A 17,331-nucleotide genomic window follows, 5' to 3' on the forward strand; every position below is an offset into this window, starting at 1 on the left:
AGGCCGGCGTTAAAGAAGTGTCAATAAATCCGAATTTCGGCATTTCCGCCCGCCGGCGCCATGCGCCCCGGCGGGTGCAACCGGCTCTCGGGCCTCAGAAATCCGTCGGCGCCCCACCCTCTTCCTTGCGCCGTTCGACGAACGCGGCCAGCTCCTCGCGGATGCCCTCGTCCATCGGCGGCGCCTCGAAACTGGCGACGATGTCGCGGTAGACCTGGTGCGCGCGCTCCGCCGTCCAGGCACTGCCCGCGGCCTCCCACGCCTCGTAGTTCCGCCAGTCGCTCAGGAAAGGCTGGTAGAAGGCCGTGGTATAGCGGTCCTGCGTGTGCTGGATGCCGAAGAAATGGCCCTGGTCGCCCACCTCGCGCACCGCGTCAAAGGCAATCTCGTCCGGCCCGGTCATGGTCAGCATCGGGTCCATGTAGCGCTGGATCTGCTGCAACACCTCGCAATCCATGACGAACTTCTCGGGGCTCGCGATCAGCCCGCCCTCCAGCCAGCCGGCCGCGTGATAGATCATGTGCGCCCCGGCCTGCACGCCCGACCACAGGCTGTTCGAGGTTTCCCACATCGCCTGCCCGTCCGGCACGTTGGCGGCGCAGACACCGCTCGCCCGCATCGGCAGCTTGTAGAACCGCGCAAGCTGGCCGGTCATCTGCGTCGCGCGCATGTATTCCGGCGTCCCGAAGGCGGGCGCGCCCGACTTCATGTCGACGTTGGAGGTGAACGTCCCGATGGCACAGCACGCCCCCGGCCGGATGATCTGCGCCAGCACCACCGCGCACAGCCCCTCGGCCAGCGACTGCGCCACCGCGCCCGCCATCGTCACCGGCGCCATGGCGCCCGCCAGCGTGAAGGGCGTCACCACCAGCCCCTGGTTGCGCCGGGCGATCCGCATCCAGCCATCCAGCATCGGGTAGTCGTGCTTCAGCGGCGAGGTCGAGTTGATGTTGGTGTACATGCGCGGCCTGGCCTCGAACTCGTCGCTCGTCAGCCCGCCGGCGATGCGCACCATCTCCATCACGTCCTCGACCCGCTCCTTGCCCAGGCAATAGGCATGCGCCACCTTGTCGGTCAGCGTCAGCTTGTCATACAGCACGTCGAGATGGCGGATCGAGGGATGCACGTCCTGCGGCTCCACCGGGTAGCCGCCGACGAAATGGATGCAGTTGAAATACTGGCTCAGCTTCAGAAGGTTCGCGCACATCTCGCGCGTTCCCGTCACCTTCCGCCCGATATTCATGTCCCAGTAGCTCGGCGGCGACGAGACGTTGCCGAAATTCAGGTGCTGCCCACCGATGGTCAGCATCCGGTCGGGGTTGCGCGGCGTGATCGTCCACTGCTCCGGCGCCTTGGCGATCATCTCCATCACGAAATCGCGGCCCATGCGCACGTTCTCGCCATCCACGGTGCAGCCGCCCGACGCCTTAAGGATTTCCAAAGCCTCGGGGTTCAGGAACTCGATGCCGATCTCTTCGAGGATGCGCATCGCGCCGTCATGGATCGCCTGCACGCCCGCCTCGTCCAGCGGTTCGACCGGACGGTCGATGTTGATCGGCGGGTTCCACGGCATCTGGTCGATGACCGCGGTGCCCCGGCGCTCGGCATTGCCCGCGCGGCCGCCGCCGCGCTTCCTGCGTTTGGCTTCAACTGCCATGGGAGACTCCTGTTTCCACTGACAGGCATGACACCACCGCTGACATCCACGAAAATGCCAGTTAGCGACATGATGTGTCGCTTTCGTGCTACCCGTGCGCCTGTTTTGGCCGAAGCCCCCGCCCGGTCACGATCAGGTAAATCGCAAGGCTCCCCACCACGACCGCGCCGCCGATCGCCATGTTCACCGTCGGCCGCTCGCCCACCCCGACCCACACCCAGATCGGCGCCAGGACCACCTCCAGAAGCATCAGCAGGCTCACGTTCGCCGCCTGCGTATGGCGCGAGGCAAAGGAGAGCGCGAAGAACGACACCGGCAGGATCACCGCGCCCGCCACGATGATCGCCCAGGGCCGGCCCTCGGCCATCTCACCGGCCCCGGTGATCGTCAGCCCGGTCAGCCCGGCCAGCCATGCCCCCATCCCGATCACCAGCATGATCGGCAGGCCGGGCCGTGCCCTCAGGATGGTGAAGTTGAGCGCCAGCACCAGCGCCACGGCCAGCCCGAACCCCGCCCCCAGCAGCGCGCGCAGGTTCAGCCGCACGTCGCCGCCCTCCCCGCCCGAAACGGCAATCGCGATACCCGCCAGCACCGCCGCCATCGCCGCCCATGTCGCCGCCCGCGTCGGTTCGGCCAGGATCACCCGGCTCAGGAGGGCCGAGAAGACAGGCACCGCCGCCACGCCGATAAGGACTGCCGCGGCCGGGGCCGAGGCGATACCCAGGCTGAACAGGATCGAGTTGAAGAGCTGGCAGACGACGATCGCCACCCCCGGTCCCGTGGCAAGCTGCGCGATGTCGCCCCGCCGGTCGCGGCTCAGCACCGCCCAGCCCAGCACCATGACCGAGCCCATCAGCATCCCCCGCCAGGCCACCATCTGGAACCCGTCCATGCCCGACAGCCGCATGAACATGGCATCCGGCGTCAGGAACAGCGCACCGGCCATGGCCAGGAAGATACCGTAAAGCGGGTGCCGGCTCATGCCGCCAGCCAGGCCGGGATTTCTCCGATATGCGCCAGCACGTGATCGGCAAAGGGCGCCAGCTCGCCAGCCCCGGCGGCGCCGGTCAGCACCGCCAGCGTCTGCATTCCCGCGGCCCGCCCGGCCAGAAGGTCGTGGGTGCTGTCGCCCACCATCGCCACCCGCCCGGGCCTGAGGCTGTGGGCCTGTGCGAAGGCCAGCAGCGGCCCGGGCTCGGGCTTGGCGCCGTAGCCCGAATCGTACCCCGCCACGAAGTCGAAAAGCGCCGCCACCCCGGCCGCCTCCAGGTGCGCATGGGCCGTCGATTCGCTGTCATTCGTCATCACGCCCAGGATCAGCCCCTGCGCCCGCAGCCCTTCCAGCAACGGCGCCAGCGGCACGGCGGGGGACAACGGCGCATGCCGTGCGTGGTAGTCGAGGACAGTCTCGACAGCGTCCACGTCGGCGGTGCCCAGCGCGCCGGCGACACAGGCGGCCACCTCGCGGTTCGGGCTGGCGATAGCGGGGCTGCCGGGGCGGAACCGCTCTGCCTCGAGGTCGAATTCCAGCGCCGCGGCCAGCGCCTCGGCCACCCCCGGCCTGCCCTCGGCCAGCGTGACGATCAGGCCCTTGGCCCAGGCGCTCCACGTGGCGTGGAAATCGAACAGCGTGCCGTCCTTGTCAAAGAGCAGCCCGTCAAGCTTCGTAACCGGTTTCTTCACGATCTGCCCTTATGTCCAGTGTATCTGTGCGCCCCCGGGAAGGGCCGCGCGGGCGGCCATCGGGGCACTGGTGTCAAGCCCCGTGTCGGCGCAGAAGGCCAGGACCCATGCATCGTCCATCAACAGGAAATCCAGCACGGAGCCAAGGAATTCAGGGTCTTCGGCGCCCGCCCGTAGGTCCGCCTCCGACGCGCCCGAGGCGCCGAGGAAGACCGGCAACAGCTCGTCATTCCCGGCCAGCCAGCCCAGGGCCTGCAGCGCGATCGCTTCGGCGGCATCCTGCTTCAGATTCAACTGCGTTAATTCCCGGAAAGGTTTTCTTAACTTCTGACATGGATAGTCGACATGACGGAAAGAACAAGCCTGAAGGTCTTTCGTTGATGACAGGAAGAATTCTGATTGTCGACGCGCTGGCAACCAACCGGATCGTGTTGAAGGTGACGCTCTCGGCGGCCTTCTACCGCGTGATCCAGGCCGGCAGCGGCCATGACGCGATCGGGATGGCCCGCCGGGCCCGACCCGACATCGTGATCGCGGGCGACCTGCCCGACATGCCGCTGGCCGAGTTCGCGACCGCCCTCCAGCCCGCCACCGGCACGCCCGCACCGCCCCTCGTGGCCCTCCTGCCCGACGATCACGGCGGCCGCCGGATTGGCGCTCTGCGCGCCGGCGCTGTCGACGTGGTCACCAAGCCCTATGACGAGAATGTCCTGCTGGCCCGCCTCCGGTCGATCATGCGGCACCGGCAGATCGACAGCGATTTCGGCATGACCGCCGACACTGCCGACGCGCTCGGGTTCGCCGAGGAACCGGCAGCCTTCCAGAAACGGCAAAGCGTCGCGGTCCTCGCCGCCACCCGTCCGCAGGCCGAGGCGCTGCGCACCCGCCTTGCCGCCGGCACCGCCCATGACATCATTGCCCTCGGCCTCGACGAGCCCGGCACTGCCAAGGCGCTTCGGCGCCGGCCCGATGCCATCATCCTGCATGTCGGGCCGCGCAACACCCGCCCGGGCCTGAGCCTCCTGGCCGAGCTTCAGGCGGCGCCCAGCACCCGGCGCGCCCGCGTGCTGGCCCTGCTCGACCCCGGCGTCATGCACCTTGCCGCGCCGATCCTCGACATGGGCGCGCATGACGCCGTGCCCGACGCCACGGACGACCGCGAACTGGCCCTGCGCCTGGCCTTCCAACTGTCGCAGAAATCCCGCGGCGACGCCCTGCGCGGCAAGCTCGAAGACGGGTTGCAGGCCGCCGTGATCGACCCGCTCACCGGGCTCTACAATCGCCGCTACGCGCTCAGCTACGTCAAGCGAATGCTCGCCTCGGCCCAAGACGCCCAGGGCACGGCCCGCACCTGCGCCGTGCTCGTCGCCGATCTCGACCATTTCAAATCGGTCAACGACACCTACGGTCACGCGGCGGGCGATGCCGTGCTGGCACAGGTTTCGGCCCGGATGCGGGCGGCGCTGCCATTCGACGCCATGATCGCCCGCATCGGTGGAGAGGAGTTCCTCATCGCCGTACCCGACACCTCGCTGCGCGACGTCCGCAACCTCGCCGACCACCTGCGCCGCGTGGTGCGCGACACCTCGGTGCCGCTGGCCGGGGGCGGCGGGCCGGTGCGGGTGACCGTCAGCATCGGCGCCTCGCTTGCCACGCCGGGCCCCGCGGGGCCGAAAACGGATGTCGGCAAACTGGTGGCCGAGGCCGACAAGGCGCTTTACGGCTCCAAGACCGGCGGGCGTGACACCGTCACCGTCTGTCGCCGCCCCGCCGCCTGACGCACCGCTCAGTCCCGGTCGTACCGCCGGTCGCGCCGCTCGACCAGGCGCTCGGCATAGGCGGCGCGCGCGGCGTCATCCATCTCGGTCAGCCGCTCGATCAGCAGCGACTGGCCAAGGCTCAGCCGCTCCTGGAACAGTCCCTGGATACGCGCCAGCCGCGCCTCGACCGCCGCCGGGTCGAACGGGACGGCCTTCAGGTCGGCGATCAGCCCGTCGAATTCCTCGCGGTGCCGGTCGCGCGAGAACGAGCCATCCTTGTAGGATTGCCGGATCTTCATGCCGATGGCGCGCCGATCCTCGTCGCTCAGCGCCCGGGTCAGCGGCCCGCCCATCGTCTCCAGCCGCGGCGGGCCCTTGTGATGCCACTTGCCGCCCGAGAAGAACGCCCCCGCCACCGCGCCCGCCACCAGCAGGTTCAGCCCCAGCGACACCACCAGCAGGATCTTCACCCAGCCCCGCGTCCGGCCCTTTGCCTCGTCACTCATCACATGCCTCCATCGGCCAGCACGAAGGTCGCGTCCGGGTCGAGATCGATCAGGTAGGCCGCGTCGTTGCCCGCGATCACGTCCTGCGCCATCCCGGTCAGCCCGGCAGGCGCGCTTACCCCGATCCAGAGCCCGGCCACCGTCGCCGCCGCCAGCCCGGTCATCGCCGGCCAGCCGCCCAGCGCCTGCGCCAGCCGCTCCAGCCAGCCACGCCGCACCGGCGCCGGCGCCGTCACGGCGGCGGGGGCCTTCGCCCGCTCGGCCTGAACCCTGTCGGCATCGGCCATGATCCGCGCCATCAGCGCATCGCCCGGCTCCGGCCGCGCGGCCTTGCCGGCGTCGAAAAACGCCTTCAGCGGATCGGTGTTTTCAGGTTCATCCATCATCCGTGTACCCCAGGTCATCGCGCCGGGCGGACAAATCCGCCGCCAGCGCCCGTTTTCCGCGTGCCACCAGGCTTTCCACCGCCTCCACGCTGATCTCCATGATCTCGGCGATCTCGGGGTTCCCGAGCTCCTCGATATGGCGCAGGATCACCGCCTCGCGCTGCCTGTCCGGCAGCCTGTCCAGCGCGTCCTGCAAGGCATCGGCCCGTGCCCGCTCCTGCAGGCCCTCGGCCGGGCCCGGCCGCTCGTCCTCCGGTTCCGGCGCCTCGTCGAGGCCCACGCCCCGCGCCTTGCGAAACCGGTCGGTGCACAGGTTGGCGGTCACCCGGTAAAGCCAGGTCGTCACCTTGGCCTCGCCCTGCCGCCATTCCGGCGCGATCTTCCACAGCCGCAGCATCGCCTCCTGCGCCACGTCCTCGGCCTCGGCCCGGTTGCCCAGCAGCCGCTGCGCCTGCGCCAGCACCCGCGGCACCAGCCGGGCCGTCAGAACACGCGCCGCCACCGCGTCGCCGTTGGCATAGAGCACCAACAGCGCCTCGTCTGGGGCGGACATCTGTTCGTCAAGCGGCATCGTCATTTTCCGGGTGCGCGCACTGGCCTCAGGTTAGCGGATCGGCAAGGATCCCTCGGGCACCGATGGTGGCCGGAGCGCCCGCCGTTGGCAAGGGCGCCCCGGCCTCTGCTCGGTCAGTCCTGCCCGGAATCCATGTCATCGCCGCGCTTGTGCTTGCCATGCTCGCCATGCTTGCCGTGACGCTTGTGCATCCGATCCTTCATCGCGTCGAATTCCTCGCGCGAGACGGCGCCGTCGCCATCCTGGTCGACCTTGGCGAACATCCGGTCGGCCCGGTCGCCGCGCATCTCTTCCATGGTCAGCGCGCCGTCGGCATCGGCGTCCTGGCGCTCGAACATCTTGTTGAGGAACCGCTCGCGGCGCTCCGACGCCCGGGCTTCCATCCGCGCCGACATCTCCTCGCGGGTGATCTTGCCGTCGCCATCGGCGTCGGCCTCGTCGAACCGGGCCTGCATCCGCGCCTGCATCTCCTCGCGGCTGACGGCGCCGTCGCCATTGGCGTCGAGCTCTTCGAAAGAGGGGCGCTTGCCGTGGTGGCCCTTGGCCGAGTCGTCGCTCGCGGCAATGCCCTGCGTGGCGGCAGCCGCCAGGATGGCGGCGCTCAGGCTGGCCATCAGAATACCGTTCTTCATCTCTTCGTCTCCTTGAGATCTTACCTGTACTAGCTCCTGCAACCGGCCGTCATTCCCGGCCGCTTACATACCCTGAACGGATGGGCCCGGCCGTTCCGTCGCGCCCGGCGCAGAAAAAATTCCGGCAACATATTTGCGACATCCGGCCGCAAGGACGGCCTGCGCCCTTCCAATTCACCGCGCCATTGCCCAATTCTGGGGCTATCGCGAACGAGGCACCCCATGACAGACAAGACCATCAGCACCGACACCCGGGAATTGTGGCCCGCGCTGCGCCGCGGCTTCCGGCGCAAATGCCCGAACTGCGGCTCGGGGCCGATGATGGAAAGCTATCTCAAGGTGCGCGACACCTGCACCGTCTGCCGCGAGGATCTCAGCCATCACCGCGCCGATGACGGCCCGGCCTACCTCACCATCCTGATCGTCGGCCACCTGATGGCGCCGCTGCTGCACGTGTCCTTCACCATGTTCCGGCCCGAACCGCTTGTTCTTTTCACCATATTCGCTATTGGCTGCGTTGGGCTCTCGCTCTACCTTCTGCCCCGGCTCAAGGGGGCGGTCGTCAGCTTCCAGTGGGCCCGCCACATGCACGGCTTCGGCGAAAAGGCGTAAAGGTCCGGCCAACGGACAAGGCGCCGCAGGACAGGGACACACGCATCACATGACCGTCGACAAGACCGCCATCCGCGACGCCGCCACCGTGATCGTCCTGCGCGACCGGATGACCACGCCCAGCGTGCTGATGGGCCAGCGCGGCGCCAAGGCGGCGTTCTTCCCCTCCAAATTCGTCTTCCCCGGCGGGGCGGTCGATGCCGACGACGCGGGCGTGCCGCTGGTGACGCCGCTTTCCGACATCTGCCGCTCACGCCTGCTGGAAGACAGCCCGGCCGACCTCTCCCACGCACTCTCCACCGCCGCCATCCGCGAGCTGTGGGAGGAGACGGGCCTCCTGCTGGGCGAGCCCGGCCAATGGCCCGGCACGCCGCATCCCGACTGGGAACGCTTCGCCGAAGCGGGCTACCTCCCCTCGGCGCTCGGCATGCAGTTCTTCTTCCGCGCCCTCACGCCCCCCGGCCGGCCCCGCCGCTTCGACGCGCGCTTCTTCCTCGTCGATGCCGACCGGATCGAGGGCGACCTCGACGACTTCTCCGCCGCCTCCGAGGAACTCTCGCACCTGCAATGGGTGCCGCTGGCCGAGGCCCGCGCCCTCGACCTGCCCTTCATCACCGAGGTCGTACTGGCAGAGGTCGCCGCCTGCGCCCGCACCCTCACCCCGCCGCCCTCGATCCCGTTCTTCAAGAACGACGACGAGGAAAGCCTGTTCCTCAGGCTGCGGGGCGTGGCACCGGTGGAGTGACTGGCGCAAAGCCGGGCGAGCGCTGGCCCGTGGGTAGGCGCCGCAACGGCATTGACTGGTACTTTATGGCCCAGACCACCTCTTAGCTCGAAACGTCACGCAACACGCGCCAAAGCGCCTGCCTGCCCATACGGGCCGGCGCTCGCCCGGCGGCCTTCGGCCTTGTTCCGGGCGGGGGCTACCCCACCAACACCAGAAGAAGGATACTCACCGTCAACAGCGCAATTCCCGTCAGCTCCCGCCGCGTGATCGTCTCCTTGAAGAACAGTACCGACGCCATCAGCGAAAAGATCACCTCCACCTGCCCCACGGCAAAAACGTAAGCCGCGTTCTGCAAGGTGAACGCCGTGAACCACCCGACCGATCCGCCAAGGCTCGCCACCCCCATCCAGATCGCCCGGCCCCGTGCCGCCCAGACGCGTCCCACCTGCCCCGGCTCGCGCCAGAGCAGCCAGAGCATCATGCCCACCGTCTGTGACAGCGTCACCGCCGAGACCGTGACCACCGCCCGCAGGAAGGCATCGTCGCTCGCGACCTCCAGCGTCGCGCCCCGATAGGTCACCGCCGACACCGCGAACAGCGCGCCCGACAACAGCCCCAGCCCCGCCGCCCTGTTCATCAGCCGCTTCAGCCGACCGCCCTGCAGATCGGGCGTATCCGACAGCACCAGGACCCCGGTCAGCCCCACGACGATCGCCACCAGCCCCGGCACGCTCACCGTATCCCCCAGAACGATCAGGCCAACCAGCGCGGTCTGGATCACCTCGGTCTTCTTGAAGGTGATCCCCACCGCGAAATTCCGCTGCGCGAACAACAGCACCACGCACCACGTGGCCAGGATCTGCGCCAGCCCGCCGATCAGCGCGTAAGCCCAGAACACCCCGCCCGGCGCCGGCAGCTCGAACCCGCCCCAGAGGACATAACCAGCGGCCAGAAGGAACGCGCAAGGGGCGGCATAGAAGAACCGCGCAAACGTCGCCCCGCCCGCAGACAACGTCCCCATGCTGAGCGATTTCTGCAGCATGAAGCGCAGCGTCTGGAACGCGGCGGCCATGATGGCAAGGTAGATCCAGGCTTCCATGCCCAAGGCCTATGCCGAACTTTCCCGGCAATGACCAGCGACAGCTTGTACCCCGTACAATGCCAAGGGGGGCCGCCATGGCCCCCCTTTTTCACGTCACTCCGCCGGTTGATCCGGCTTGCCGCCGGGCGCGGGCCACATCGGGTGTGGCACCGGGTCCTTGGGCGTCAGGAAATGCCGCGCGAAGATCTCGGCGTATGACCGGTAGTAATACCCGTCATTGCGCTTGAGATACTTCTCCCGGTTCTCCTCGAACAGCCGCGGCAGGCGGTACCACGCCACCTTGGGGTGCATGTGGTGGACCACGTGCAGGTTGTTGTTCAGGAAGATCAGCGCCAGCGGCCCCTTGTCCTCGATCACCACGGTCCGCCCGCTCGCGCGCTCATGCGCCCGGTGCTCGAGGAACGTGCGGATCTTCAGCACCGAGAACGCCCCGTAAGCCGACACCAGGTAGGCCCAGAACGGCATCGGCGCCCAGGTCACCAGTGCCACCACCGGAACCACGCCCGGCAGGTGCATCAGCCACGCGTTCAGCACCTTGCCGTCGCCGCTGCGCACCGCGCGCCAGTCGTCGCGGCACAGCGTCCAGACCGACAGCGCCGGGCCGAATACCATCCGCCCCGCCAGCGTGTTGTTGAGCCGCAGAACCACCTGCCCCCACCGCGGCAGCCGCGCCCAGACATCGGGGTCCATGTAGTTCGATTCCGGGTCGTCATAGGGATCGGTCAGGATCGAATCGACATGGTGCGCCAGGTGCAGGTCGCGGAACCGCCGGTAAGGGATGAAAAGGCCAAGGCACAGGAACACCGTGGCCTCGTTCAGCCGCTCGTTCCGGAACGGGTGCCCATGCAGCGCCTCGTGCGTCAGCGACGAATGCAGCGCGATCGCCAGCGCCGCCAGCGCCATGCCCAGCGGCAGCCAGACCGCCGCCGCCCAGGTGATGGCCACCGCCCAGGCGCCGTAGCACAACAGCATCAGGCCGACGGTCGGCCACTCGATCCCGGTTTCCTTGCGAAATGTCTCAGCCATGAACGCGTCCCCAGTCGATGCGGGACCAGATACGCTCGTAGACGACATAGCAGGACAGCCCGATGGTGGTGTTGATCGCGGCCATCACACCGCCCACGGCGGCCGACCCGGTCATCGCGAGGCCCACGAGGCTCATCACCCCAAGGCCGATCGCATTCCACACCACAGCTTTCACAAGCGTCCGCGCTCGCGTCTCCATTCGATACTCCGGATTTTCCCCAATTCACGGAAACGTTACGTCAGAAGATGTCAGCAGGATATTCCGAATACGGTTAACATTCTTCTGCAATGGTGATATTTGTCACTATATGCGGGAAATCATCGACAAGCGCGACCGCGCGACCCTGTTTCGCAGCCGCATCGCCGAGGCGATGCGCGACCGCGGCACCACGCAATCCGGCCTCGCCCGGGCCGTGGGGGTCGACCGGTCGACCATATCCCAGCTCATCAAGGGCCCCGGCGCCCGCCTGCCCAACGCCCAGGTGGTGGGCGAATGCGCCGCCGCGCTCGGCGTCTCCGCCGACTGGCTTCTGGGCCTCACCGACCGGCCCGAGACCGCCGCCGACATCGTCGCCCACACCCTGTCGCTGACCGAGGCCCCCCGCGCGCTGGTCGACGAGCAGATCCTCCGCTGGCACCAGGAGGCCGCGGGCTACAAGATCCGCCACGTGCCCGCGGGCCTCCCCGACATGCTCAAGACCCGCGCCATGCTCGAATGGGAATACGCCCCCCACCTCGGCCGCAGCATCGACCAGGCCATCGGCGCCTCCGAGGATCGCCTCTCGTGGATGCGCCGCACCCAGTCGGATTACGAGATCGCCCTGCCCCTCTTCGAGATCGACGCCTTCCTGAAGGGCGAAGGTTACTATACCGGCCTGCCCCGCGACGTGCGCGAGGAGCAGATGCAATTCCTGCTGGACGTCACCGAACAGCTCTACCCGCGCCTGCGCATGTATCTTTTCGACGCCCGCCGCCTCTTCTCGGCACCGGTCACGATCTACGGCCCCCTGCTGGCGGCGGTCTATATCGGGCAGAACTACATGGTCTTCCGCGATACCGAGCGGGTGCAGACGCTGACAGCGCATTTCGACCACCTCGTGCGCGAGGCCCATGTCACCGCCCGCGCCCTGCCCGACCATATTCGCGCGATCTGGTCCGGAACCTGAGGGAGATGGACAGCCTCGTGGGCCCCGGCTAGGCTTCCCCTGCGTTACCGGAGACCCCGCCATGCTCGCCCGCCGACTCTTCACCGCCGCCGCGCTGGCCGCCCTGGCCACCGCCGCCACGGCGCACGATTCGCAGATCCTCCAGATCGCCGGGCAATACACCGCGCAGGGCCGCTACCCCGACGGGCGCGCCTATGCCGGGGTCGTCGAGATCATCCAGCAGGGCAGCGAGGTGGAGATTTACTGGTCCATCGATGGGCAAAGCTACCAGGGCCGCGGCAACGTGCAGGGCCGGATCGTGACCGTGAACTGGGGCGCGGCCACGCCGATCATCTACTTGGTCACCGGGCGAGAGCTGCACGGCACGTGGGACAACGGCACGGGGCTGGAGCGGCTGATGCCGCGGTAACCAGACCGATCCGGCTGTATACGCCGCGCAGCCGTACAGATCCATTCCGCAAACCACCCAGCCTGCTGCGCTCACATCAAAACGGCATCGGATGCGCCCGGTGGGCCTTGTCGATATCCTCGAGCACCTCGTCGCTGAGCTTAACCGCGTCGCTCCCGATTGCCGTCATCAACTGTTCCTGCGTGGTGCAGCCGAAGATCACCGAGCACATGAAAGGCCGCGTGTTGCACCACGCCAGCGCCATCTGCGTCGGGTCCAGCCCGTGCTTCTCGGCCACCGCCACGTAAGCCTCGACCGCGTCATACGCCCGGTCCAGCACCCGCCCGCCCAGCGTCGGGTTCACCTCGATCCGCGAGCCCTCGGGCTTCCGACCGCCCCGGTACTTGCCCGTCAACAACCCCTGCGCCAACGGCGAGAACGCCAGCAAGCCCACATCCTCGTTCACGCTCATCTCGGCCATGTCCGTGTCATAGAGCCGGCACATCAGCGAATACTCGTTCTGCATCGACGCCACCCGCGGCAGCCCGCGATCTTCGGAAATCCGCAGCCATTGCGAGGTGCCCCACGCGCTTTCGTTCGACAGGCCGAAATGGCGGATATTGCCCTTCTCCACCTGCTTCTGCAGCGCCTCCAGCGCATCTTCCATATGCGCCACCGTCTCGGCCCGGTCCTGCCCGGACGGGTCGAACGTCCAGTTCTTCCGGAACATGTAGCTGCCCCGGTTGGGCCAGTGGAACTGGTAGAGGTCGATGTAATCCGTCTGCAACCGCCGCAGCGAGCCCTCCACCGTCTCCGGAATGGTCTTCGAGGAGATCGGCGCCCCGTCCCGCACCATCTTCTGCCCCTCGCCCGAATGCTTGGTGGCCAGGATCACGTCCTTGCGCCGCCCCGTCCTGGCGAACCACGCCCCGATGATCTCCTCGGTCCGCCCGATGGTCTCGGCCGAGGTCGGGTTCACGGGGTACATCTCGGCGGTGTCGATGAAGTTGATACCATGGTCGAGCGCGGTGTCGATCTGCCCGTGGCCCTCGGCCTCGCTGTTCTGCGTGCCCCATGTCATCGAGCCCAGGCAAAGCGCGCTCACCTCCAGCCCCGTCCGTCCGAGCGGGTTCATCTTCATGTCCCGAATTCCTTTCCCTGTTCTTGTGTCGCGGGGAACCTAGAACAAACTGGCCGGAGGGGGAAACCGCAATATCGGCCCCGGCCCGGCCTCCATGGCCTGCCCCGCCGCGCAGGATGCCTCCAAACCCCATTGAGAACAAACCAAGAACGCACTACCATCCCCCCATGACCACCGCGCTTCTCACCCGCCGCACCCATCGCAGGCCAACCCGCCCCGACCTCACCGTTCTGGGCGCGCTCACCCTGCCGCTGGCCCGCCTGCACGAGCTTTGCGGCCCGGCCCGGCACACGCTGGCCATGCTCATCGCCGCCGAAACCGAAGGCCCCGTCTTCTGGATCGCCCCCGGCTGGGCCACCGACACACTCAACCCCGACGGCATGGCGGCCTTTGCCCAGCCCAACCGCTTCACCTTCCTCAGCCCCCGCCGCGGCGAAGACCTGCTCTGGACGCTCGAGGAAGTCCTCCGGAGCGGGCTTGTCCCCCTCGCCATCGCCGAATTGCCCGAACCGCCCGGCATGACCGCCGTCCGCCGCCTGCACCTCGCCGCCGAAACCGGCGCGGCGGAGGGGCACGGTCCGCCCCTCGGCCTGATCCTCACCCCGGGCGACGGCGGCGCCCCGGGGATCGAGACGCGCTGGCACATGGCCCAGGCCCATACCCCCGGCGCCCCCGGCTGGACCCTCACCCGCCGCCGCGCCCGCACCCTGCCGCCGAAACACTGGCACCTCGCCGGCCGCCCCGGCCGCTGGCGCCTCTCCCCCGCCTGAGCCCATCCTGCCCCCCGCCCCATCCCAAGGCGCAAAAACCCGCCCCTTTGCCGAAAACGACAGCCGCCTGTCGAATATGCGCTTTCCCTCCCGGCCCAACCTGCCAAGGTAAGGGCATCATGCGCCTGATCATTTCCTTCGCCGCCCTGTTCCTTTCGGTCATTCTCCTCCAGCTCTCTTCCGGCGGGGTCGGCCCGCTCGATGCGCTCTCGGGAATCGCGCTGAACTTCACCACCACCCAGATCGGCCTGCTCGGCTCGGCGCATTTCGTGGGCTTCTTCATCGGCTGCTGGTGGGCGCCCCGGCTGATGGGCAGCGTCGGACATTCCCGCGCCTTCGCGGCCTTCACCGCGGCGGGCACGATCGGGCTGATGCTGCACATGCTGATCATCGACCCCTGGGCCTGGACGCTGATGCGCGTCGCCACCGGCTGCTGCGTCGCGGGCTGCTACACGATCATCGAGGCGTGGCTGCAATCCAAGGTCACCAACGCCACCCGCGGCCGCACCATGGGCACCTACCGGATCGTCGACATGACCGCCTCGCTGATGGCCCAGCTGGTGATCTCGGTGCTCGAGCCCGCCTCCTACGTCTCCTACAACATCCTCGCGCTCTTCTGCTGCGCGGCGCTCCTGCCGCTGACCCTCACCCGCGTGCGCCAGCCGGAAACCCCCGCCGCTCCGCGCCTCCGGCCCATGCTCCTCATCGAATGCTCCCCCCTCGCGGCGGCGGGCGTGCTGGTCGCGGCGGTCTCCAGCGCCTCGTTCCGGATGGTGGGCCCCCTCTACGGCGAGGAGGTCGGCCTCGTGCCCGACCAGATCGCGTGGTTCCTCGCCTCCTTCGTCCTCGGCGGGGCGCTCGCGCAATACCCGGTAGGCTGGCTCGCCGACAAGTACGACCGCCGCCACGTGCTGATCGGCCTGTCGGTCGCGGCCATCCTCAGCTGCATCGTCACCGCCTCGGTGCAGGAGCTCAGCCCCGCCGGCGTCATGCTCACGGCCTTCTTCTTCGGGCTCACCTCGATCCCGATCTACTCGGTCTCGGCGGCCCACGCCAACGACTTCGTCGAAAGCACCCAGCGGATCGAGCTTTCGGCGGCGCTGATGTTCTTCTTCGCCACCGGCGCCATCGCCGCCCCGCTCCTCGCCTCCACCCTGATCGCGCAATTCGGGCCCGGCGCCATGTTCACCATGATCGCGGTCTCGCACGCCTATCTCATCGTCTACGGCTTCCTCCGCATGCGCCGCCGCAGCTCGCCCGACCGCCGCACGCGTTACGTCTGGTCGCCCCGCACCAGCTTCATCATCGGCCGGCTCACGGGCTCCGACCGCGACCGCAACGGCGACTGATGCCGCCCCCTCTGGCCCTGCGTGCCAAGCTGCGCTAAAGGGGGCGCGCAGCCAACCAAGGGGCAGGACAACACGCCATGGCACGTCACCTGATCACATCCGCCATCCCCTACATCAACGGGATCAAGCACCTGGGCAACCTCGTGGGCAGCCAGCTGCCCGCCGACCTCTACGCCCGCTACCTGCGCGGGCGCGGCCACGAGGTGATGTTCCTCTGCGCCACCGACGAGCACGGCACGCCCGCGGAACTCGCCGCCGCCAAGGCCGGCAAGCCCGTCGCCGAGTACTGCGCCGAGATGTGGCAGGTGCAAAAGGAGCTCTCCGACGGGTTCGGCCTCAGCTTCGACCATTTCGGCCGCTCCTCCTCGCCCCAGAACACGGCTCTCACCCAGCATTTCGCGGGCAAGCTGCACGAGGCCGGCCTGATCGAGGAAGTGACCGAGAAACAGGTCTACTCCAACGCCGACGGCCGCTTCCTGCCCGACCGCTATATCGAGGGGACCTGCCCAAATTGCGGCTACGACAAGGCCCGCGGCGACCAGTGCGAGAACTGCACGAAACAGCTCGACCCGACCGACCTGATCGACCCGCGCTCGGCCATCTCCGGCTCGACCGATCTCGAGGTGCGTGAAACCAAGCACCTCTACCTGCGCCAAAGCCAGATGCGCGACCGGCTGGGCGACTGGATCGACTCGAAAACCGACTGGCCGATCCTGACCACCTCGATCGCGAGGAAATGGCTCAACGACGGCGACGGCCTGCGCGACCGCGGCATCACCCGCGACCTAGACTGGGGCATCCCCGTCAAGCGCGGGGCCGAAGACTGGCCCGGCATGGAAGGCAAGGTCTTCTACGTCTGGTTCGACGCCCCCATCGAATACATCGCCTGTGCCGGCGAATGGGCCGAGGCGACGGGCCGGGGCGAGGCCGACTGGCAACGCTGGTGGCGCACCGACAAGGGGGCGGAGGATGTCCGCTACACCCAGTTCATGGGCAAGGACAACGTGCCCTTCCACACGCTCTCCTTCCCGGCCACCATCCTCGGCTCGGGCGAGCCGTGGAAGCTCGTGGACTACATCAAGTCCTTCAACTACCTCAATTACGACGGCGGCCAGTTCTCCACTTCGCAGGGCCGTGGCATCTTCATGGACCAGGCGCTCGAGATCCTGCCCGCCGATTACTGGCGCTGGTGGCTCCTGTCGCACGCCCCGGAAACCTCCGACGCCGAATTCACGTGGGAGAACTTCCAGGCCTCGGTGAACAAGGACCTGGCCGACGTCCTGGGCAACTTCGTCTCCCGCGTCACCAAGTTCTGCCGCTCCAAGTTCGGCGAGGAGGTGCCCGCCGGCGGCACCATGGGCGAGCGGGAAACCGCCCTGATCGAGGAACTGACCACCAAGCTCCGCGCCTACGAGGGCCACATGGACGCGATCGAGGTGCGCAAGGCCGCCGCCGCGCTGCGCTCCATCTGGGTCGCGGGCAACGAGTACCTGCAGGAAGCCGCCCCCTGGGCCACCTTCAAGGAAGACCCCGAGACGGCAGCGATGCAGATCCGCCTCGCCCTCAACCTCATCCGCGTCTACGCGGTGCTCTCGGCCCCCTTCATCCCCGATGCCACGGCCCGGATGCTCGCGTCGATGAACACGATGGAGACCGGCTGGCCGTCCGACCTGCAAGCGGCTCTCGCCACCCTGCCCGAGGGCCACACCTTCACCGTGCCGGACGTGCTCTTCGCCAAGATCACCGATGACCAGCGCGAAGACTGGTCCACCCGCTTCGCCGGCACGCGCACCTGATACCCTGGCGCGAGCGACACTGTCGGAAATGAGTATTTGACCCAAGAAGAAGCAGG

Annotated in this window: 20 protein-coding genes; 8 read left to right on the forward strand and 12 right to left on the reverse strand. The window is 68.1% G+C overall.

Going from position 1 to position 17,331, the window contains the following annotated elements:
* Positions 1 to 94: 94 nt before the first annotated feature.
* The 4 genes from QUV18_RS13115 to QUV18_RS13130 form a co-directional block, all read right to left on the reverse strand.
* Positions 95 to 1,657 carry a trimethylamine methyltransferase family protein gene (locus QUV18_RS13115; protein WP_300894382.1) on the reverse strand — a complete coding sequence of 521 codons (1,563 nt, stop codon included), beginning with the start codon at positions 1,655 to 1,657 and terminating at the stop codon, positions 95 to 97.
* A gap of 88 nt (positions 1,658 to 1,745) precedes the next feature.
* Entirely contained in the window at positions 1,746 to 2,639 is an 894-nt protein-coding gene (locus QUV18_RS13120; RefSeq protein WP_300894383.1) for a DMT family transporter, read from the reverse strand.
* Positions 2,636 to 3,340: an HAD family hydrolase gene (locus tag QUV18_RS13125; protein WP_300894384.1), complete on the reverse strand. Its 705-nt coding sequence runs from the start codon at positions 3,338 to 3,340 to the stop codon at positions 2,636 to 2,638. Before QUV18_RS13125 ends, QUV18_RS13120 begins: the two co-directional genes overlap by 4 nt.
* 9 nt (positions 3,341 to 3,349) lie before the next feature.
* Entirely contained in the window at positions 3,350 to 3,634 is a 285-nt protein-coding gene (locus QUV18_RS13130) for a DUF3572 domain-containing protein (RefSeq protein WP_300894385.1), read from the reverse strand.
* An 86-nt stretch (positions 3,635 to 3,720) separates the two neighbouring features.
* On the opposite strand from QUV18_RS13130, the gene QUV18_RS13135 reads away from it, so the two are divergent.
* A complete protein-coding gene (locus QUV18_RS13135; RefSeq protein ID WP_300894386.1) occupies positions 3,721 to 5,118 on the forward strand; it encodes a diguanylate cyclase in 1,398 nt (465 codons plus the stop codon).
* An 8-nt stretch (positions 5,119 to 5,126) separates the two neighbouring features.
* Here QUV18_RS13135 and QUV18_RS13140 read toward each other — a convergent pair whose 3' ends face one another.
* The 4 genes from QUV18_RS13140 to QUV18_RS13155 all read right to left on the reverse strand — a co-directional run bounded on the left by QUV18_RS13140 (position 5,127) and on the right by QUV18_RS13155 (position 7,198).
* Complete coding sequence (locus tag QUV18_RS13140; RefSeq protein ID WP_300894387.1) at positions 5,127 to 5,606, reverse strand: periplasmic heavy metal sensor; 480 nt, start codon at positions 5,604 to 5,606, stop codon at positions 5,127 to 5,129.
* Entirely contained in the window at positions 5,606 to 5,989 is a 384-nt protein-coding gene (locus QUV18_RS13145) for a hypothetical protein (RefSeq protein WP_300894388.1), read from the reverse strand. The genes QUV18_RS13140 and QUV18_RS13145 overlap by 1 nt, the downstream gene beginning before the upstream one ends.
* Positions 5,982 to 6,569 (reverse strand): RNA polymerase sigma factor, encoded by a 588-nt coding sequence (locus QUV18_RS13150; RefSeq protein ID WP_300894389.1) that lies wholly within the window; start codon positions 6,567 to 6,569, stop codon positions 5,982 to 5,984. The genes QUV18_RS13145 and QUV18_RS13150 overlap by 8 nt, the downstream gene beginning before the upstream one ends.
* Before the next feature lie 110 nt (positions 6,570 to 6,679).
* On the reverse strand, positions 6,680 to 7,198 hold the full coding sequence (locus tag QUV18_RS13155) for an EF-hand domain-containing protein (RefSeq protein WP_300894390.1): 519 nt from the start codon (positions 7,196 to 7,198) through the stop codon (positions 6,680 to 6,682).
* A gap of 222 nt (positions 7,199 to 7,420) precedes the next feature.
* On the opposite strand from QUV18_RS13155, the gene QUV18_RS13160 reads away from it, so the two are divergent.
* Positions 7,421 to 7,810 carry a DUF983 domain-containing protein gene (locus QUV18_RS13160; protein ID WP_300894391.1) on the forward strand — a complete coding sequence of 130 codons (390 nt, stop codon included), beginning with the start codon at positions 7,421 to 7,423 and terminating at the stop codon, positions 7,808 to 7,810.
* 49 nt (positions 7,811 to 7,859) lie between these two features.
* On the forward strand, positions 7,860 to 8,555 hold the full coding sequence (locus tag QUV18_RS13165; protein WP_300894392.1) for an NUDIX hydrolase: 696 nt from the start codon (positions 7,860 to 7,862) through the stop codon (positions 8,553 to 8,555).
* Positions 8,556 to 8,733: 178 nt separating this feature from the next.
* On the opposite strand, the gene QUV18_RS13170 is transcribed toward QUV18_RS13165, so the two are convergent.
* The 3 genes from QUV18_RS13170 to QUV18_RS13180 all read right to left on the reverse strand — a co-directional run bounded on the left by QUV18_RS13170 (position 8,734) and on the right by QUV18_RS13180 (position 10,864).
* Positions 8,734 to 9,636, reverse strand: a complete 903-nt coding sequence (locus QUV18_RS13170; RefSeq protein WP_300894393.1) for a DMT family transporter — start codon at positions 9,634 to 9,636, stop codon at positions 8,734 to 8,736.
* Positions 9,637 to 9,732: 96 nt separating this feature from the next.
* Entirely contained in the window at positions 9,733 to 10,665 is a 933-nt protein-coding gene (locus QUV18_RS13175; RefSeq protein WP_300894394.1) for a fatty acid desaturase, read from the reverse strand.
* Positions 10,658 to 10,864, reverse strand: coding sequence for a DUF2061 domain-containing protein (locus QUV18_RS13180; RefSeq protein WP_300894395.1), 207 nt, complete (start codon positions 10,862 to 10,864; stop codon positions 10,658 to 10,660). The genes QUV18_RS13175 and QUV18_RS13180 overlap by 8 nt, the downstream gene beginning before the upstream one ends.
* Before the next feature lie 109 nt (positions 10,865 to 10,973).
* Here QUV18_RS13180 and QUV18_RS13185 point away from each other — a divergent pair, with 109 nt between their 5' ends.
* Positions 10,974 to 11,831 (forward strand): helix-turn-helix transcriptional regulator, encoded by an 858-nt coding sequence (locus QUV18_RS13185; protein WP_300894396.1) that lies wholly within the window; start codon positions 10,974 to 10,976, stop codon positions 11,829 to 11,831.
* 61 nt (positions 11,832 to 11,892) lie between these two features.
* Positions 11,893 to 12,240: a hypothetical protein gene (locus QUV18_RS13190; protein WP_300894397.1), complete on the forward strand. Its 348-nt coding sequence runs from the start codon at positions 11,893 to 11,895 to the stop codon at positions 12,238 to 12,240.
* 76 nt (positions 12,241 to 12,316) lie between these two features.
* On the opposite strand, the gene QUV18_RS13195 is transcribed toward QUV18_RS13190, so the two are convergent.
* The gene (locus tag QUV18_RS13195) at positions 12,317 to 13,360 is read right to left on the reverse strand and encodes an aldo/keto reductase (protein WP_300894398.1); all 1,044 of its coding nucleotides are present in this window, start codon (positions 13,358 to 13,360) and stop codon (positions 12,317 to 12,319) included.
* A gap of 167 nt (positions 13,361 to 13,527) precedes the next feature.
* On the opposite strand from QUV18_RS13195, the gene QUV18_RS13200 reads away from it, so the two are divergent.
* The 3 genes from QUV18_RS13200 to metG all read left to right on the forward strand — a co-directional run bounded on the left by QUV18_RS13200 (position 13,528) and on the right by metG (position 17,275).
* Positions 13,528 to 14,130, forward strand: coding sequence for a hypothetical protein (locus tag QUV18_RS13200; protein ID WP_300894399.1), 603 nt, complete (start codon positions 13,528 to 13,530; stop codon positions 14,128 to 14,130).
* Positions 14,131 to 14,249: 119 nt separating this feature from the next.
* A complete protein-coding gene (locus QUV18_RS13205; RefSeq protein ID WP_300894400.1) occupies positions 14,250 to 15,479 on the forward strand; it encodes an MFS transporter in 1,230 nt (409 codons plus the stop codon).
* Positions 15,480 to 15,556: 77 nt separating this feature from the next.
* Complete coding sequence (gene metG, locus QUV18_RS13210; RefSeq protein ID WP_300894401.1) at positions 15,557 to 17,275, forward strand: methionine--tRNA ligase; 1,719 nt, start codon at positions 15,557 to 15,559, stop codon at positions 17,273 to 17,275.
* The last annotated feature ends 56 nt before the right edge of the window (positions 17,276 to 17,331 follow it).

Origin of the sequence: Roseovarius sp. (assembly GCF_030373445.1) — a bacterium.
Classification (GTDB): domain Bacteria; phylum Pseudomonadota; class Alphaproteobacteria; order Rhodobacterales; family Rhodobacteraceae; genus Roseovarius.

Bases quoted from the DNA above. Each gene is read 5' to 3' on its own strand.
- QUV18_RS13115 (WP_300894382.1), bottom strand. From the start codon at position 1,657: ATGGCAGTTGAAGCCAAACGCAGGAAGCGCGGCGGCGGCCGCGCGGGC.
- QUV18_RS13120 (WP_300894383.1), bottom strand. From the start codon at position 2,639: ATGAGCCGGCACCCGCTTTACGGTATCTTCCTGGCCATGGCCGGTGCG.
- QUV18_RS13135 (WP_300894386.1), top strand. From the start codon at position 3,721: ATGACAGGAAGAATTCTGATTGTCGACGCGCTGGCAACCAACCGGATC.
- QUV18_RS13140 (WP_300894387.1), bottom strand. From the start codon at position 5,606: ATGAGTGACGAGGCAAAGGGCCGGACGCGGGGCTGGGTGAAGATCCTG.
- QUV18_RS13145 (WP_300894388.1), bottom strand. From the start codon at position 5,989: ATGGATGAACCTGAAAACACCGATCCGCTGAAGGCGTTTTTCGACGCC.
- QUV18_RS13150 (WP_300894389.1), bottom strand. From the start codon at position 6,569: ATGACGATGCCGCTTGACGAACAGATGTCCGCCCCAGACGAGGCGCTG.
- QUV18_RS13155 (WP_300894390.1), bottom strand. From the start codon at position 7,198: ATGAAGAACGGTATTCTGATGGCCAGCCTGAGCGCCGCCATCCTGGCG.
- QUV18_RS13160 (WP_300894391.1), top strand. From the start codon at position 7,421: ATGACAGACAAGACCATCAGCACCGACACCCGGGAATTGTGGCCCGCG.
- QUV18_RS13165 (WP_300894392.1), top strand. From the start codon at position 7,860: ATGACCGTCGACAAGACCGCCATCCGCGACGCCGCCACCGTGATCGTC.
- QUV18_RS13170 (WP_300894393.1), bottom strand. From the start codon at position 9,636: ATGGAAGCCTGGATCTACCTTGCCATCATGGCCGCCGCGTTCCAGACG.
- QUV18_RS13175 (WP_300894394.1), bottom strand. From the start codon at position 10,665: ATGGCTGAGACATTTCGCAAGGAAACCGGGATCGAGTGGCCGACCGTC.
- QUV18_RS13180 (WP_300894395.1), bottom strand. From the start codon at position 10,864: ATGGAGACGCGAGCGCGGACGCTTGTGAAAGCTGTGGTGTGGAATGCG.
- QUV18_RS13185 (WP_300894396.1), top strand. From the start codon at position 10,974: ATGCGGGAAATCATCGACAAGCGCGACCGCGCGACCCTGTTTCGCAGC.
- QUV18_RS13190 (WP_300894397.1), top strand. From the start codon at position 11,893: ATGCTCGCCCGCCGACTCTTCACCGCCGCCGCGCTGGCCGCCCTGGCC.
- QUV18_RS13195 (WP_300894398.1), bottom strand. From the start codon at position 13,360: ATGAAGATGAACCCGCTCGGACGGACGGGGCTGGAGGTGAGCGCGCTT.
- QUV18_RS13200 (WP_300894399.1), top strand. From the start codon at position 13,528: ATGACCACCGCGCTTCTCACCCGCCGCACCCATCGCAGGCCAACCCGC.
- QUV18_RS13205 (WP_300894400.1), top strand. From the start codon at position 14,250: ATGCGCCTGATCATTTCCTTCGCCGCCCTGTTCCTTTCGGTCATTCTC.
- metG (WP_300894401.1), top strand. From the start codon at position 15,557: ATGGCACGTCACCTGATCACATCCGCCATCCCCTACATCAACGGGATC.